18 protein-coding genes are annotated in these 16,526 nt (G+C 60.0%); 9 read left to right on the top strand and 9 right to left on the bottom strand.

Features of this window, described 5'->3' with window-relative positions:
- Window positions 1-80 precede the first annotated feature (80 nt).
- Window positions 81-1,055, bottom strand: a complete 975-nt coding sequence (gene cysK / locus AB4N43_RS09500; protein ID WP_059181432.1) for a cysteine synthase A — start codon at window positions 1,053-1,055, stop codon at window positions 81-83.
- Window positions 1,056-1,182: 127 nt separating this feature from the next.
- On the opposite strand from cysK, the gene AB4N43_RS09505 reads away from it, so the two are divergent.
- The 3 genes from AB4N43_RS09505 (at window position 1,183) to AB4N43_RS09515 (ending at window position 4,461) form a co-directional block, all read left to right on the top strand.
- A complete protein-coding gene (locus AB4N43_RS09505; RefSeq protein WP_027925857.1) occupies window positions 1,183-2,259 on the top strand; it encodes a DUF748 domain-containing protein in 1,077 nt (358 codons plus the stop codon).
- A gap of 165 nt (window positions 2,260-2,424) precedes the next feature.
- A complete protein-coding gene (locus AB4N43_RS09510) occupies window positions 2,425-3,270 on the top strand; it encodes an AAA family ATPase (RefSeq protein ID WP_008035065.1) in 846 nt (281 codons plus the stop codon).
- A gap of 12 nt (window positions 3,271-3,282) precedes the next feature.
- On the top strand, window positions 3,283-4,461 hold the full coding sequence (locus AB4N43_RS09515) for a vWA domain-containing protein (RefSeq protein WP_027925858.1): 1,179 nt from the start codon (window positions 3,283-3,285) through the stop codon (window positions 4,459-4,461).
- A 119-nt stretch (window positions 4,462-4,580) separates the two neighbouring features.
- On the opposite strand, the gene AB4N43_RS09520 is transcribed toward AB4N43_RS09515, so the two are convergent.
- Genes AB4N43_RS09520 through AB4N43_RS09535 form a run of 4 tightly spaced genes read right to left on the bottom strand, consistent with a single transcriptional unit; the run spans window position 4,581 to window position 8,288 of the window.
- Window positions 4,581-5,507: a 5-oxoprolinase subunit C family protein gene (locus tag AB4N43_RS09520; protein WP_059181433.1), complete on the bottom strand. Its 927-nt coding sequence runs from the start codon at window positions 5,505-5,507 to the stop codon at window positions 4,581-4,583.
- Entirely contained in the window at window positions 5,504-6,208 is a 705-nt protein-coding gene (locus AB4N43_RS09525; RefSeq protein WP_027925860.1) for a 5-oxoprolinase subunit B family protein, read from the bottom strand. Before AB4N43_RS09525 ends, AB4N43_RS09520 begins: the two co-directional genes overlap by 4 nt.
- Window positions 6,205-6,957 (bottom strand): 5-oxoprolinase subunit PxpA, encoded by a 753-nt coding sequence (locus AB4N43_RS09530; RefSeq protein ID WP_027925861.1) that lies wholly within the window; start codon window positions 6,955-6,957, stop codon window positions 6,205-6,207. The genes AB4N43_RS09525 and AB4N43_RS09530 overlap by 4 nt, the downstream gene beginning before the upstream one ends.
- A gap of 44 nt (window positions 6,958-7,001) precedes the next feature.
- Complete coding sequence (locus AB4N43_RS09535; RefSeq protein ID WP_027925862.1) at window positions 7,002-8,288, bottom strand: MFS transporter; 1,287 nt, start codon at window positions 8,286-8,288, stop codon at window positions 7,002-7,004.
- 148 nt (window positions 8,289-8,436) lie between these two features.
- On the opposite strand from AB4N43_RS09535, the gene AB4N43_RS09540 reads away from it, so the two are divergent.
- Complete coding sequence (locus AB4N43_RS09540) at window positions 8,437-9,351, top strand: LysR family transcriptional regulator (protein ID WP_059181435.1); 915 nt, start codon at window positions 8,437-8,439, stop codon at window positions 9,349-9,351.
- 59 nt (window positions 9,352-9,410) lie between these two features.
- Here the strand turns inward: AB4N43_RS09540 and AB4N43_RS09545 are convergent, their stop codons facing one another.
- The 3 genes from AB4N43_RS09545 to AB4N43_RS09555 are packed head-to-tail and all read right to left on the bottom strand — an operon-like array spanning window position 9,411 to window position 11,273.
- Window positions 9,411-9,953, bottom strand: a complete 543-nt coding sequence (locus tag AB4N43_RS09545; protein WP_027925864.1) for a DUF2937 family protein — start codon at window positions 9,951-9,953, stop codon at window positions 9,411-9,413.
- A 12-nt stretch (window positions 9,954-9,965) separates the two neighbouring features.
- Complete coding sequence (locus tag AB4N43_RS09550) at window positions 9,966-10,742, bottom strand: class II glutamine amidotransferase (RefSeq protein WP_027925865.1); 777 nt, start codon at window positions 10,740-10,742, stop codon at window positions 9,966-9,968.
- A gap of 33 nt (window positions 10,743-10,775) precedes the next feature.
- Complete coding sequence (locus AB4N43_RS09555; protein ID WP_027925866.1) at window positions 10,776-11,273, bottom strand: hypothetical protein; 498 nt, start codon at window positions 11,271-11,273, stop codon at window positions 10,776-10,778.
- 247 nt (window positions 11,274-11,520) lie between these two features.
- Between AB4N43_RS09555 and AB4N43_RS09560 the strand changes: the two genes are divergently transcribed.
- Together AB4N43_RS09560 and AB4N43_RS09565 are read left to right on the top strand one after the other, a co-directional pair.
- Window positions 11,521-13,575: a S9 family peptidase gene (locus AB4N43_RS09560; protein WP_027925867.1), complete on the top strand. Its 2,055-nt coding sequence runs from the start codon at window positions 11,521-11,523 to the stop codon at window positions 13,573-13,575.
- Between the two features lie 232 nt (window positions 13,576-13,807).
- On the top strand, window positions 13,808-14,281 hold the full coding sequence (locus AB4N43_RS09565; RefSeq protein ID WP_460153886.1) for a cyclic nucleotide-binding domain-containing protein: 474 nt from the start codon (window positions 13,808-13,810) through the stop codon (window positions 14,279-14,281).
- Here the strand turns inward: AB4N43_RS09565 and AB4N43_RS09570 are convergent.
- A complete protein-coding gene (locus AB4N43_RS09570) occupies window positions 14,278-14,568 on the bottom strand; it encodes a hypothetical protein (protein ID WP_027925869.1) in 291 nt (96 codons plus the stop codon). The two genes, AB4N43_RS09565 and AB4N43_RS09570, sit on opposite strands and share 4 nt — an antisense overlap.
- 95 nt (window positions 14,569-14,663) lie before the next feature.
- On the opposite strand from AB4N43_RS09570, the gene AB4N43_RS09575 reads away from it, so the two are divergent.
- From AB4N43_RS09575 to AB4N43_RS09585, 3 genes are all read left to right on the top strand, one after another.
- On the top strand, window positions 14,664-15,350 hold the full coding sequence (locus AB4N43_RS09575; RefSeq protein ID WP_027925870.1) for a spermidine synthase: 687 nt from the start codon (window positions 14,664-14,666) through the stop codon (window positions 15,348-15,350).
- A gap of 50 nt (window positions 15,351-15,400) precedes the next feature.
- A complete protein-coding gene (locus tag AB4N43_RS09580; RefSeq protein ID WP_007944009.1) occupies window positions 15,401-15,772 on the top strand; it encodes a YajD family HNH nuclease in 372 nt (123 codons plus the stop codon).
- Between the two features lie 193 nt (window positions 15,773-15,965).
- Window positions 15,966-16,436, top strand: a complete 471-nt coding sequence (locus tag AB4N43_RS09585) for an RNA methyltransferase (protein WP_008153126.1) — start codon at window positions 15,966-15,968, stop codon at window positions 16,434-16,436.
- Window positions 16,437-16,526 lie beyond the last annotated feature (90 nt).

A 16,526-nucleotide genomic window follows, 5' to 3' on the forward strand; every position in this document is an offset into this window, starting at 1 on the left:
TTAACATAGGGTTCCTGAACGGGGGCTGACCTGAATTCAGCCCCGTCCCTCGTCAATGAACACTCAGTCCACTGACGCGCTTATTGCTGATTCTCCTGTTCGGTAAACAGATCGCTGAACAGCATGCTCGACAGGTAGCGCTCGCCGGAGTCTGGCAGAATCACCACGATGGTCTTGCCCTGCATTTCCGGGGTTTCCGCCAGGCGTACCGCGACGGCCATGGCTGCACCACATGAAATACCGCACAAAATCCCTTCTTCCTGCATCAAGCGCAGGGCCATGGCCTTGGACTCGTCGTCTGTGACCAACTCGACCCGATCAACCATCGCCAAATCCAGGTTCTTCGGTACAAAACCGGCGCCGATGCCCTGGATCTTGTGCGGGCTCGGCTTGATTTCTTCACCGGCGAGGGCCTGGGTGATCACTGGAGAACCCGCAGGCTCAACGGCCACCGAGATAATCGGTTTGCCCTGTGTATTCTTGATATACCGCGAAACACCAGTAATGGTTCCACCTGTTCCGACACCCGCCACCAACACATCGACGGCGCCATCGGTATCGTTCCAGATTTCCGGACCCGTGGTTTTTTCGTGGATGGCCGGGTTGGCCGGATTATCGAACTGCGCCGGCATGAAGTACTTGGCCGGGTCGCTGGCAACAATTTCACCGGCTTTTTCAATTGCGCCTTTCATGCCCTTGGCCGGCTCGGTCAACACCAGTTCGGCGCCCAGCGCCTTGAGCACTTTGCGGCGTTCGATACTCATGGACGCCGGCATGGTCAGCATCAGCTTGTAACCACGGGCAGCGGCGACAAACGCCAGGCCGATCCCGGTATTGCCCGAGGTTGGTTCGACAATGGTCATGCCAGGCTTGAGTTTGCCGGTGCTTTCGGCGTCCCAGATCATGTTCGCGCCGATCCGGCACTTGACCGAATAACCGGGGTTACGCCCTTCGATCTTGGCCAGGATAGTCACGCCGCGCGGGGCGATGCGGTTGATCTGCACCAGTGGTGTATTACCGATGGAGTGGGCGTTGTCAGCGAAAATACGGCTCATGGCTGGGTCCTTGTACAGCATTGAATAAGCCCACAAAGGTATGCCTGTTGCCGGTGGTCGTCCAGTTCGACCGAACGTCCTGAAGCAGGCGCAGTCAATGGCTTTACATCGCCAGAGAATTGCCATCATGAAGCGTCGATACAGCTGGCCCCTGTGGACCCTCGCCGGCCTCGTTGTGCTGCTGATAGCCCTGCACATCGCCCTGCCCTACATGGTGCGCGATTACCTGAACGACAAACTGGCGAATATGGGTGATTACCGGGGCCAGGTCACCGATGTGGACCTGGCCCTGTGGCGCGGCGCCTATAAAATCAACGGGCTGAAAATCGTCAAGGTCGACGGCAAGGTGCCGGTGCCGTTCGTCAATGCGCCGCTGATCGACCTTTCCGTCAGCTGGCATTCGCTGTGGTACGACCATGCGGTGGTGGCCCGGGTGCAATTCTTCAATCCCGAGGTGAACTTCGTCGACGGCGGCGCCAATAAGCAAAACTCGCAAACCGGTCAGGGCACTGACTGGCGTTCGCAACTGAGTAAGTTGGCCCCGTTTACCCTGGACGAAGTGCGGATCTATGACGGCAAACTCAGTTTTCGCAACTTCAATTCCAAACCTCCGGTGAACATGAACGCCACGCAGGTCAATGCCAGCATTTATAACCTGACCAATGTGGTCGACAAACAAGGCAAGCGTGACGCTCGCTTCGAAGGCAAGGCCCTGCTGCTTGGGCATGCGCCACTGGAAACCACTGCAACCTTCGACCCTTTAAGCAACTTTGAAGACTTTGAATTCCGCCTGCGTGCCAAGGACATCGAACTCAAACGCATGAACGACTTCGCCTCGGCCTACGGCAAATTCGACTTCAATGCCGGTCATGGCGACGTGGTCATCGAAGCACAAGCGAAAAAAGCCCAATTGACGGGCTACATCAAACCGTTGCTGAAGGACGTCGACGTGTTCAATTGGCAGCAAGACGTGGAAAACAAGGACAAGGGGATTTTCCGCTCCATCTGGGAAGCCATCGTCGGCGGCTCTGAAACCGTGCTGAAAAACCAGGGTAAAAACCAGTTCGCAACCCGCGTGGAACTGAGCGGCAACGTGCATCGCCAGGACATCAGCGCGTTTCAGGCGTTTTTGCAGATTTTGCGCAATGGTTTCATCCAGGCGTTCAACGCCCGGTATGAACGGCCCAAGCCTGAGGCGGGTTAAGTCTGCAAGCCGCCAAGACTGAGTCAAGATGTGACGCCCCATTCAGAGACTGAATAAGTCGTCTGCGTTCACAGTCGACCGGGCAGCGCGGTATAGTCGGGCATCACCATTATTGCGTCCCGCCCTGCCCCGTTCAGGTCGGCGTCACCGTTCGAGGATTAGCAGATGAAGTTCGAAGGCACCCAGGCCTACGTCGCCACCGATGACCTGAAGCTGGCGGTCAACGCCGCCATTACCCTGGAGCGTCCGCTGCTGGTCAAGGGCGAGCCGGGCACGGGTAAAACCATGCTGGCCGAGCAACTGGCAGAATCCTTCGGCGCCAAGCTGATCACCTGGCACATCAAGTCCACCACCAAGGCGCATCAGGGCCTGTACGAGTACGACGCGGTCAGTCGCCTGCGTGACTCGCAACTGGGCACGGAAAAGGTCCACGACGTTCGCAACTACCTGAAAAAGGGCAAGCTCTGGGAAGCGTTCGAATCCGAAGAACGGGTGATTCTGCTGATCGACGAAATCGACAAGGCCGACATCGAGTTCCCGAACGACTTGCTGCAAGAACTCGACAAGATGGAGTTCTACGTTTACGAGATCGACGAGACCATCAAGGCCAAGAAGCGCCCGATCATCATCATTACCTCCAACAACGAGAAAGAGCTGCCGGACGCGTTCCTGCGTCGCTGCTTTTTCCACTACATCGCCTTCCCGGACCGCGTCACGCTGCAAAAGATCGTCGACGTGCACTACCCGGACATCAAGAAAGACCTGGTCAGCGAAGCGCTGGACGTGTTCTTCGACGTGCGCAAAGTACCAGGCCTGAAGAAAAAGCCATCGACCTCCGAACTGGTGGACTGGCTCAAGCTGCTGATGGCCGACAACATCGGCGAAGCGGTACTGCGCGAGCGCGATCCGACCAAGGCCATCCCGCCGCTGGCCGGTGCGCTGGTGAAGAACGAACAGGACGTGCAATTGCTTGAGCGCCTGGCGTTCATGAGCCGTCGCGGCACCCGCTAAGAGGCTGATGCCATGCTGCTCAACCTGTTCAATGAAATGCGCGCCGCCAAGGTGCCGGTCTCGGTGCGTGAGCTGCTGGACCTGATCAATGCGCTGAAACAACGCGTGACCTTCGCCGACATGGACGAGTTCTATTACTTGTCCCGGGCGATTCTGGTGAAGGACGAAAAGCATTTCGACAAGTTCGACCGAGCGTTCGGGGCTTACTTCAATGGCCTGGAAAAACTCGACGATCACCTTCAGGCACTGATTCCCGAAGACTGGTTGCGCAAGGAATTCGAACGGTCCCTGACCGACGAAGAACGCGCGGCGATCCAGTCGCTCGGCGGCCTGGACAAACTGATCGAAGAGTTCAAGAAACGCCTCGAAGAACAGAAAGAACGCCATGCCGGTGGCAACAAGTGGATCGGCACCGGTGGCACCAGTCCGTTTGGCTCTGGCGGCTTCAACCCGGAAGGCATTCGGGTCGGCGATGCCGGCAAGCGTCAGGGCAAGGCGGTCAAGGTCTGGGATCAGCGCGAGTACAAGAACCTCGACGACTCGGTGGAACTGGGCACGCGCAACATCAAGGTGGCCCTGCGCCGCTTGCGCAAGTTTGCCCGCCAGGGTGCCGCGGAAGAGCTGGACATCGACGGCACCATCGACCACACCGCCAAAGATGCCGGGCTGCTGAATATTCAAATGCGGCCGGAGCGGCGCAATACCGTGAAGTTGTTGCTGCTGTTCGACATCGGCGGTTCGATGGACGCGCATGTGAAGATTTGCGAGGAATTGTTCTCGGCCTGCAAGACCGAGTTCAAGCACCTGGAGTACTTCTACTTCCACAACTTCATTTATGAATCGGTGTGGAAGAACAACATGCGTCGCACCTCCGAACGCACTTCGACCCAGGACTTGCTGCACAAGTACGGCGCCGACTACAAAGTGATCTTCATCGGTGACGCCGCCATGGCCCCGTATGAGATCACTCAGGCCGGCGGCAGCGTCGAGCACTGGAACGAAGAAGCCGGTTATGTGTGGATGCAGCGGTTCAAGGAGAAGTACAAAAAACTCATCTGGATTAACCCGTATCCGAAAGATACGTGGGGCTATACCTCGTCGACCAATATTGTGCGGGACTTGATCGATGACCAGATGTATCCGCTGACCCTTCGGGGATTGGAGGAAGGGATGCGGTTTCTTTCCAAGTAATCTTCGCTGCCCTTCAGGCCGCCATCGCGGGCAAGCCCGGCGCCCACAAAGACTGAGGTCGTTCACACAGTATGTGAACCCCCAAAATCCTGTGGGAGCCGGGCTTGCCCGCGATGCTTTTAGCTATTCAGGAAACGATGCAGGTATTGGATCTGCTCCCGATGCGCCACCTCCTGCATCACCGGCCGCAACCGCACCTTCGCCCCCGGCAAGCACTGCGCCAGCCGCGCCAACGCCAGCGGCGTCAACGCCCCCAGTCGCGGATAGCCGCCAATGGTCTGCCGATCATTGAGCAACACAATCGGCTGCCCGTCCGGTGGCACCTGCACTGCGCCGAGCGGGATGCCTTCGGAAATCATCGGTTTTCCCTGGTATTGCAACGCCGTGCCCAGCAGGCGAATACCCATCCGGTCGGCGCGACTGTCGAGGGTCCACACACTGTTGAACGCGTCGAACGCACTCTGCCCGCTGAATTCGCCAATCTGTGCGCCCAGCACCAGATCCAGCGGCGAATCATCGGAGAAGTCCGGTCGGTGTTCCGCCGGTAACGCCCGCAACAGGAGCAACGCACTCCCGGCATAGCTCAATTGCGCACCTTTGGCCAACGCCCGTCCCCGCCCATCCAGACCGCCCAGTTCCTCACGGACCACGGTCGAACGGCTGCCCAGGACACTTGGTGCCTCAAATCCGCCCGGTGCCGCGAGATAAGCCCGAGCCCCGAGCAGCGGCTGAGTGAATTGCAATCGCTGACCTTTATGCAGCCGGAAACTACGCCATGGCGCCAGCGCCTGGCCCTCGATTTGAGCTCCCAGATCCGCCCCAGCAAGCGCCAGCACGCAATCTTCTTCAGCCACCACGGTGAACCCGCCGAGGGTAATTTCGATCACCGGCGCCTTCAGGTCATTGCCCAACAGCCAGTTGGCCCAGGACATTGAACGCCAATCCAGCCCGCCCCCCTGGGTCACGCCCAGATGCCGCACGCCAAAACGACCGGCATCCTGCAACAGGCACAGCGGTGTACTTGCCTCTATTGATAAGCGGCTCATGCCTGCGCCTCCAATGGCGTGTCGTCACCGCCCAGACGGATGAATTCAGCATGGCTGACGGCTTCAAAGCGCACCGTGTCGCCGGGTTGCATCAGGCTGTAACCGTCGCGTTCACGGTCGAACAGTTTGCTCGGGGTGCGACCGATCAGGTTCCAGCCGCCAGGGGATACCACCGGATAGGCCGCGGTCTGGCGCTCCGCAATGCCGACGCTGCCGGCCGCGACTTTTTTGCGCGGGGTATTCAGGCGTGGCGCGGCGAGCACTTCCTCGACCAGTCCCATGAAGGCGAAACCCGGTGCAAAACCCAAGGCAAACACCTGATACTCGCGACCGCTGTGACGACGGATCACCTCCTCCACCGCCAACCCGCTACGCTGCGACAACAGGCTCAGCTCCGGGCCGACACTCAGGTCATACCAGACCGGCAGCACGTGGCATTGACCGCCAGTGCGGGTATTGGGCGACAGATCAATCAACGCTTGAGCGATCAATTCCCGAGCCTGAGCCGGGTTCAGCGCGATCAAATCGTAATGCACCATCAACGTCGTATAGGACGGCACCAGATCGATGAGATGTTCGCCGAACGCGGCCCGCAGATTTTCGCTGGCGGCCAGCATCCACGGCATGTTGGCCTCGCTGATCTCATCGAACAGACGCACCATGAGGCAATCCAGCGCCACCACCTCTACCCGCAGTTTCATGGCGCGCTCTGCTGATCAAGGGCTTCGCGAATCCGTCGCACGGCGGCGACCGAACTGGCGTTGTCGCCGTGCACGCACAGGGTGTTGGCCTGCAAATGCAATGCGCTGCCGTCGCTGGCAGTGAGGTGGTCGCCACGGGCGATGGTCAGTGCCTGCCCGATGATTTTTTCGGGATCATGATGCACTGCGCCCGGCAGTTGTCGCGAAACCAGCATGCCCGCACTGTCGTAGGCGCGGTCGGCGAAGGCTTCGAACCACAAGGTCACGCCATATTCATCGCCCAGTTGCTGCGCGGCGCTGTTGTCACGGGTGGCCATCAACATCAGTGGCAGGCTGCGGTCGTACGTCGCCACGGCCTGCAGCACCGCACGCAATTGCGCCGGATTGGCCATCATGTCGTTGTACATCGCACCGTGGGGTTTGACGTAGCTGACACGCCCGCCCTGGGCCCGACAAATGCCGTCGAGAGCGCCAATCTGGTAGTGCAGGATGTCCTGGAGTTCCTGGGCGGTGTATGCCATGGAGCGCCGGCCGAAACCGACCAGATCCTGATAGGCCGGGTGCGCGCCGATCTGCACGCCGTTGCTCAGCGCGAGGCTGACGGTCTTGCGCATGATGCTTGGATCGCCCGCGTGAAAACCGCAGGCGATGTTGGCGCAATCAATGAAGGGCATGACCTCGGCGTCCAGACCCATGGTCCAGTTGCCGAAACTCTCGCCGATGTCGCAGTTCAATAGCAGGCGGTTCACGGTGAACACTCCTGTAGGCATTGTTCTTGTCAGATGTAGGCAGATTACTGCGCATCCAGTTGTTTGCCACGGGTTTCCGGCAGGCTCAGCGCGGCGAGGATCACTACGCCGTAAGACACCGCCGCAAACGCCCCGATACCGACGCTCAATGGCACCTTCTGGCTGAGCAAGCCGATCAGCAGCGGAAACAGTGCCGCCAGCGCCCGACCAATGTTGTAGCAAAACCCCTGGCCCGAGCCGCGAATCCGCGTCGGAAACAGCTCAGTCAAAAACGCGCCCATGCCACTGAAGATCCCCGAAGCGAAGAAGCCCAGTGGGAAACCCAGCCAGAGCATCACGCCGTTACTGACCGGCAGTTGGGTGTAAAGCAGCACGATGGTGAACGAGCCAACAGCGAACAGGATGAAGTTCTTTTTGCGGCCGAGGATGTCAGTCAAATACGCGCTGATGACGTAACCGACGTAGGAACCGACGATCACCATCGCCAGATAACCGCCCGTACCGAGTACGCTCAAGCCCCGTTCGTTCTTCAAAAACGTCGGCAACCATGACGTGATCGCGTAGTAACCGCCCAATGCACCGGTGGTCAGCACCGACGCGCGAATCGTGGTGAAGAGGATGCCAGGAGCAAAAATCTCGTAGAACTTCGCCGGGTTGCTCGGTTCCTGTCTGGCCTTGGCCTCGCGGTAGATTTCCGGGTCCTTGACCAGGCGACGAACGAAGATCACAAAAATCGCCGGCACGATGCCGAGAATGAACAGCGCACGCCAGGCGTCTTCCGGTGGCAACACCGAGAACAGCAGCGCATACAGAATCGCCGTCAGCCCCCACCCCAGCGCCCAGCCCGATTGCACCATGCCCACCGCTTTGCCACGGTCCTTGGCGCGAATCACTTCCCCCATCAGCACCGCACCGGCGGTCCATTCGCCGCCGAAACCGAAGCCCATCAGGGTGCGGCTGATCAGCAGTTGTTCATAGTTTTGCGCGAAGCCGCAGAGGAAGGTGAAAAAGGCGAACCACAGCACCGTCAGTTGCAAGGTGCGCACGCGACCGATGCGGTCCGAAAGTATCCCCGCTACCCAACCACCAATGGCCGAGGCGATCAGGGTGCTGGTGTGAATCAGCCCGGCTTCGCCGGTGGTGATGCCCCACATGGCAATCAGGGTCGGCACCACGAAACTGAGCATCTGGGTGTCCATGCCGTCCAGGCCGTAGCCGATCTTGCAGCTCCAGAAGGTGCGGCGTTCCTGCTGATTGATGTTGCGGTACCAGTCGAAAGGTCCCGGGCGGGCCGTTGTTTTGGGGATGTCGAGCGTGTCGGGCGCACTCATGGCAAATCTCCGCGCTAGTTTTTATTGGTATTGTTCTGAGCCCCGACGACGCCTATCGTGGGAACCGGATGCGCCGATTTTTGGGTCCGTGGCCCTGCTGCGTCCAACTAATAAAAACCGGGCTTAGGCATAAGAAAAAGTTGATCCCATGAATCTGAAGTTTCTCGAGACCTTTGTCTGGGTCGCTCGACTCAAGAGTTTTCGCCTGACCGCCGACAAGCTCTTCACCACCCAGGCCTCGATATCCAGCCGCATCGCCGTGCTCGAAAGCGAGCTGGGGGTGAAACTGTTTTTGCGCGATTCACGCGGCGTCAGCCTGACGCCCGAAGGCCTGAAAGTGCTCGACTATGCCGAGCAGATGATGGACACCATGCAGGCACTCAAACAGTCGATCGAGACCCGTTCGAGCAAGGTTGGAAGGGTGCGGATCGGCGTCATGGACACGGTGATCCACACCTGGCTGAGCCCGCTGGTGGCGCAGATGACGGACCTCTATCCGTTGGTGGAAATCGAACTGGTGGCCGATACGTCGCTCAACCTCTGCGATCAGCTGCAAAAAGGGTTTCTCGACCTGATCCTGCAAACCGACCTGATGCGCCAGGAAAGCGTGCGCAGCCTGGAGCTGGCCAGCCATCCCATGGGCTGGATTGCGGCGAGCAATTCTCTCTACAACCGCGAGTACTCCGGCATTGCCGATCTGGCGCGCGAGCGGATCATTACCTACTCGAAAAACTCCCATCCGCATCAAGAGGTGCTCGCCCTGATGCAGGCCAATGGCGTGATGACGCCACGCCTGAACTGCGTGAACTCGGTGTCGGCGATCACCCGGTTGTTGCGCGATGGTTTCGGCATTGGCGCGCTACCGCCGGTGTTGGTGGCCGAGGAGCTGGCGCGCGGGGAACTGACCCTGCTGCCCATCGGTCAACGACCACCGGATTTGCAGGTGGTGGTGTCGTGGCGCACGGGTGTTGAATGGGTCGAGGAGATTGTGGCGTTGTGTCAGCAGGTGCTGGAACGGTATGCGCAGGAGATGGGTGAGGATTACATCGTTCTTGCTGACTGAACCCTTGTAACAGCTGCCGAGGCACGAGGCAGCTGCTACACAGATCTGCGCTTTGGTTATTAGAGGCCGCGCACATCCCGGTCTTCGATCGGCCGGCTCTGGCGCAGGCGTTTGCCGCCCAGCACCACCCAGTCGATCAAGCGGAACAGGCATTCGATCCCGAACGACAGCAGCAATGCGCCGCTCATGCCCCAGATCATCGCTTCCGGGGTCAGCAGGATCTGGTAGCTGTAACCATTCCAGGTTTCCTTGCGGATATCCGGGTCAGCAGCCAGTACCACTTGCAGGAAGCGGATGTACCACGGGCCTTGCATCGCCTGGAATTGCTTGTCCAACGCCAGTTGGCGGGTCAGCAAGTTGCTCAGACTGTCGGCATCGCTGCGAAAGATCGGGTCTTCGCTGGCGCGGTAATGGGCGACCAGCGCCTGCATGTCGCCCTTGAAGAACTCGTTGGCCGTGCCCTGGAAACCGCTCAAACCGGTCTGCGCCTCAATCAGGTGCGCCTCGACCCGCTTGGCGTAATCATTGATAAAACCCGGCACCTGGACACCAATCAACAGGCCCGCCGCAAACAACACCAGCCGTAGGTAACTGAGCAACATCGGGGGAGATCCTTATTCGGTCTTGCCCTGGCTGACGCATTCGCCGCGTCGCCAGAGGCTCCATTGGCCCGGTTCGTAACGGGTCCAGGTTTCGTTTTCGGTCAGGGGTTCAGTCGCGATCACCGTCACCACGTCGTTGGGCGTGGTTTCGGCCTGGAAGTCGACGATCACATCGACATCCTTCAATCGTGCCGGGCCGAATGGCGCCCGACGGGTGATTTGGGCCAATTTGGTCGAGCAATAACAGAACAGCCAGTCACCGTCGCTGAGCAGGCAGTTGAACACGCCTTTGCTACGGTATTCGGCGCAGGCCGCCACCAGGTCTGGCAGCAGCCGTTCAATCTCGACCGGCTCCGGGAACGCGGCGCGCACGCGGTTGAGCAGATCGCAGAACGCCGCCTCGCTGTCGGTGTCGCCGACGGGACGGTAGAAACTGGCGGTCGGTTGAAAGTCCGCGAGCTGGCCATTGTGGGCGAAACACCAGTTGCGCCCCCACAGCTCGCGCACGAACGGGTGGGTATTGGACAGGCAGACCTTGCCGACATTGGCCTGGCGGATGTGCCCGATCACCACTTCACTTTTGATCGGATAGCGCTGCACCAGGTTCGCGACTTCCGACTCGCAACTGGCGGCCGGGTCCTGAAACAGACGCAGGCCACGGCCCTCGTAGAAAGCGATCCCCCAGCCATCACGGTGCGGACCGGTACGACCGCCGCGCTGCATCAGCCCGGTGAAACTGAACACGATATCGGTCGGCACATTGGCGCTCATGCCCAATAACTCACACATGCTCGGATTCTCGATGAAAAGGCAGGGGCAAGGTTATAAACGCGGCTCGACGCGCAATCGCTGCGGATTGCTCGGCACCGGTGGGCGACCATAACGATCATCGCCGGCACCGCCGAAGGGATGATCATCGTCCGGGTCTTCGGCTTTGGCCGCGGCCTTGGCGGCGGCGGCCTGTTCCTTGCGAGCGTTGGAAGCGCGCTCGATGGGGAAGCGGATCGCCACCATGACCAGGTAAAGGCCGAAGGCGATCATGCCGTACATCAACAGATCGGAAATCGCTCGCCAGGCGTTGTTGCCAACCTTGAACAACAGGTCGAGCGCCGTGATGGCGATAGCCGGCGCGACTTTATCTTTCACTGGATCGATGATGGTCGGGCTGAATAGCAAGACAGCCACCAGCAGCCGCAGCGGCTCGCGCAGCCAGCGCCACATCCAGCGGGTCAAGCGCATCCACACCAACAGGCAGCCAAAAGCGGCAAAGGCGTAGCAGCCCCAAGCGATCAGATAGTCGTTCTCGGTCATGGTGTCCATGGCAAGGCAGGCAAAGAGGCGCTTATAGTAACGACTTTTCGCAGATCAGGCTTGCCCCAATACCAGCCGGTCAAGACACCCAACCTGTGGGAGCGAGCTTGCTCGCGATAGCGGTGTGTCGTTCAACACTGATGTTGAATGTAATGGCCTCATCGCGAGCAAGCTCGCTTCCACAGGTTTTGCACTGAGTCCAGAGCTGACTGTGGTCTGCAACGCCCCTATTTCTTACATTGCACGAGAGCCATCCATGCCCTTATCCGCCAACGTTTCCGCTGCTCCGATTGCCCGCAAGGCCGAGGGCGATGACCCGTATGCCTGGCTGCAGGAGCGCGACACCGATGCGGTGCTCGACTACCTCAAGGCTGAAAACAGCTATCAAGAGGCGTTGACCGCCGATCAGGCCGGCCTGCGCGAAACCCTGTTCGAAGAGATCAAGGGCCGGATTCTCGAAACCGACCTGTCGCTGCCCTCCCCTTGGGGCCCGTACCTGTATTACACGCGGACCACCGCCGGTGACGAATATGCCCGGCACTACCGCTGTCCACGCCCGGCTGATGACAGCCTGCAACTCGACGAAAGCCAGGAACAGTTGCTGCTGGACCCGAACGAACTGGCCAACGGCGGCTTCTTTTCCCTGGGCGCGTTCAGCATCAGCCCGGACCACCAGCGCCTGGCCTACAGCATCGACTCCACGGGCGATGAGATTTACACGCTGTTCGTGAAGGAACTGTCCGACGGTCGAGTCAGCGAGCTGGAGTTCCAGGATTGTGACGGCAGCATGACCTGGGCCAATGACAGCCTGACCCTGTTTTTCGGCGAACTGGACGACACCCATCGCCCGCACAAACTGTTCCGCTATCGACTGGACGGTACAGCCGCCGAAGAAGTGTTCCATGAAACGGACGGACGCTTCTTCCTGCATTGCTACCGCTCCAGCTCCGAACTGCAACTGCTGCTGTCCCTGGGCAGCAAGACCACCAGTGAAGTCTGGGCGCTAGACGCCGCCCTGCCGCATCAGGCCTTCACCTGCCTGGCGCCACGGGTCGAGGACCATGAATACGACGTCGACCACGGCGCCCTCGACGGCCAATGGGCCTGGTTCATTCGCACCAACCGCGACGGCATCAACTTTGCCCTGTACAGCGCGGTCGATACCGGCGTGGCGCCGACCGAAGCCGACTGGCAGAACCTGATCCCCCACAGCGACAGCGTGATGATCGAAGGCATGAGCCTGAACACCGGCGCCATGACCCTGAGCCTGCGTGAAGGGGGCTTGCCGATCATTGAAGTCCACCCACAAGGCCTGGCGCCTTATCGCGTGCAATTGCCGGACGCGGCCTACAGCCTGCATGTCCAGAACAGTCTGGAGTTCGTCAGCGACAGGATCCGTCTGCGCTACGAAGCCCTGAACCGTCCGGCGCAAATCCGTCAGCTGGAACTGAACAACGGTGAGCAGAAAGTGCTCAAGGAAACCCCGGTGCTCGGCCCGTTCGACGCCGATGCCTACGTCAGCCAGCGCCTGTGGGCCACCGCGCCGGACGGGACACAAGTGCCGATCAGCCTGGTGGTCAAACGCGAGCACCAGGGCCAACCCGTGCCGTTGTATCTCTACGGCTACGGCGCCTACGGCGAAAGCCTCGACCCGTGGTTCTCCCACGCCCGCCTGAGCCTGCTGGATCGCGGCATGGCCTTCGCCATCGCGCATGTGCGCGGCGGTGGTGAATTGGGCGAGGCGTGGTATCGCGCCGGCAAGCAGGAGCACAAGCACAACACCTTCAGCGACTTCATTGCCTGTGCTGAGCATTTGATCGCCAACGGCTTCACCACCGCGCCGCAACTGGCGATCAGCGGCGGCAGTGCCGGTGGCTTGCTGATTGGCGCTGTGCTCAATCAGCGCCCGGAATTGTTCGGCGCGGCGATTGCCGAAGTGCCGTTCGTCGACGTGCTCAACACCATGCTCGACCCAGACCTGCCGCTGACCGTCACGGAATACGACGAATGGGGCAATCCGCAAGAGCCGGACGTTTATGATCGGATCAAGACCTACGCCCCCTACGAAAACGTCACCGCGCAAGCCTATCCGGCGACCCTGGTGATCGCCGGCTACAACGACAGCCGTGTGCAGTACTGGGAAGCGGCCAAGTGGGTGGCGAAATTGCGCGCGACCAAAACCGACAGCAATACCCTTCTGCTCAAGACCGAACTGGGTGCCGGGCATGGCGGGATGAGCGGTCGATATCAGGGATTGCGTGACGTAGCGCTCGAATACGCATTTTTGTTCAAGGTTTTGGGCATGGCCTGAGGAACTTGGCCCGGTGTGCCGGTCTTAAGACCAGACCCCGGGCCCGGTACAACACCTATCTCCTGTAGGAGCCGGCGGTGCGACGATTCGACCTGCCCGCGATTGGGGCATCACATTCAATATTGATGTTGAATTTGATGGCCTCATCGCGAGCAAGCTCGGCTCCTACAGGGATTAGTGGAGAGCTCAGGACCTTGACCAGCAACAGACACAAGAAAAAGACCGTGACGACATGTCAGAACCGACCTTACTGAACAACGAAATTCGCGATTGGCTGATGGACTGCGGCCTGTTCGACCAATTGCTGCCCGCCGACTTCGCGGCGGCCTCGGGTTACTTCAGCATCAGCACCGTGGCGCAGGGCGAGGAGATTTTCCACGAGGGCGATTCCGGCAGTTTCATGTGCATCATTCACACCGGCCAGGTGGCGGTGCAAAAAACCAACGGTGACGGGCAGCTGGTAACCATGACCACATTGCGCAGCGGCCGCTCGTTCGGCGAGATGGCCGTGCTGGATGGCGAACGACGCTCAGCCAGCTGCGTGGCCGCCAGCAACTGTCAGTTGCTGAACCTGGGCAAGGACTCGCTGGAAAAGATGATCAACGACGCGCCGAAAATCGCCGCCAAGATCATTCGCGCCCTCGCCGTCTCCCTTTCCAAACGCTTGCGCATGGCCGACGGGCAACTGCTTGAGCAGCAGGTTTAACCGCCCGGCGATTTGGCTTTCGACGGGTTTTGCTCGATCCTCGGCACGGGCTGGTCTTTAGTCGGCGGGCTGGGCATTTCAATCGGCACCAACGGCGGACCACCACTGCCCGGCCCGGCTTTTGGCAAGGACGGCGCAGTGATCTGCGGGTACGGGGTCGGTGTGGCGGTGCCGGGCGAACCGGGCATGGGCGCGGGGCTGACAGGGATGGATTGCAGCGTTTGCGCCTGCACAGCAGTAATCGAGAGCGCGGCCAGAGCAATGGCCGTTAGAATAGTGCGCTTCATCAATGGCTCCGTTGGCCTTGTGGTCACTTTCAGGCTACTCCCAACGGCGTCCGTTTGCCCTCACCGTTTTTGCCAATCCTTCTCAAGAGAGCCCCATGAAACGTTTCGTTCTGCTCGACACTGCCCCTATCCCTGAAAACGGCGGTGCCCTGTGCCTGTTCGAATACGGTGAGGATTTCGTCATCAAGATCCAGGGTGGCGACGGCGGGCAACTGATGAACACCCGCATGCACGGCTCCGAAGATGCGTTGGCCGAGATTCCGTGTCGCAAAGTCGCCGGCCGGCCAAATTCTCGCGTGCTGATCGGCGGTCTGGGCATGGGCTTTACCCTCGCCTCGGCGCTCAAGCATTTGGGCAAGACGGCCGAAGTGGTGGTCGCCGAGCTGGTGCCGGGTGTGGTGGAGTGGAACCGAGGTCCACTGGGCGAGAAGGCCGGCAACCCGTTGCTCGACCCGCGCACCGTGATCCGCATGGAAGACGTGGCCAAGGTATTGCAAGCCGAGCCGCAAGGCTTCGACGCGATCATGCTCGACGTCGACAACGGCCCCGAAGGCCTGACCCAACGAGCCAATAGCTGGCTCTATTCCGCCGGTGGCCTGAGTGCCTGCGCCAAGGCCCTGCGGCCCAAAGGCGTACTGGCGGTGTGGTCGGCCAGCGCCGACAAGCAGTTTTCCGACAAATTGAAGAAGGCCGGTTTCAAGGCCGAGGAAGTCCAGGTCTTTGCCCATGGCAACAAGGGCACGCGTCACACCATCTGGATTGCCGAGAAGCTCAAGGGCTGAGCTAAACTCACGTCATAACCGTCATTAGTCTTTTTTACAAAGGTGAACCCATGAGTTCGTCCACCCCGACCAATACTTCGAAGCTGGACCGCATCCTCGCCGACAACCAGCGCGACAAGGAAATGGGCTACCGCGACAAGGCCCTGAAGATGTACCCGCATGTGTGCGGCCGCTGCGCCCGTGAGTTTTCCGGCAAGCGCCTGAGCGAACTGACCGTGCACCACCGCGACCACAACCACGACAACAACCCGCAAGACGGCTCGAACTGGGAACTGTTGTGCCTGTACTGCCACGACAATGAACACTCGCGATATACCGACCAGCAGTATTTCGGCGAAGGCTCGCTGAGCACGCCGAAAATCGCCAAGGCAACGCATAACCCGTTTGCGGCGTTGGCTGGGTTGATGAAAAAAGAAGACTGAAGTCGACTGACCCCATGCCTGATCATTCCCGCGCTCTGCGTGGGAATGCAGCCCGGGACGCTCTGCGTCCCATCTAGAGCCGAACGCAGAGCGTCCGTTGAGGCATTCCCACGCGGAGCGTGGGAATGATCACTGAACACCCCTCCCCCAATCCCCGTATAATCGCCGTTTTTTCCCCGAAGGCACCCCGCTCGTGGCAGATAAACGGTACAGCTGCATTGGTTTGTATAACCCCAAATCACCGGAAAACGTCGGTTCGGTCATGCGTGCCGCCGGCTGCTATGGCGTGGCGTCCGTGTTCTACACCGGCAAGCGTTATGAACGCGCCGCCGACTTCGTGACCGACACCAAGCGCGTCCACTACGACATCCCGCTGATCGGCATCGACGACCTGAAAAAAATCCTGCCGCTGGGCTGCGTGCCGGTGGCCGTGGAACTGGTCGAAGGTGCGCGCTCCCTGCCGGAATACACCCACCCCGATCGCGCCCTCTACATCTTCGGCCCGGAAGACGGCTCGCTGGATAAAGAGATTCGCGACTGGTGCGAAGACGTGGTCTACATCCCGACCACCGGTTGCATGAACCTGGCGGCCACCGTCAACGTCGTGCTTTACGACCGCATGTCCAAAGGGCTCAACACCCGTTCCGGGGCGAAATTTCGCTGATTCGACGCACATCCGATGGAACAAGCCGCCCGCCTCGGCAGTCAGCTTAACTATCCACGACGACGCAGCCCTTCCTGCCAGGAGAAAGAT

The organism is Pseudomonas sp. S2_B07 (assembly GCF_054668435.1).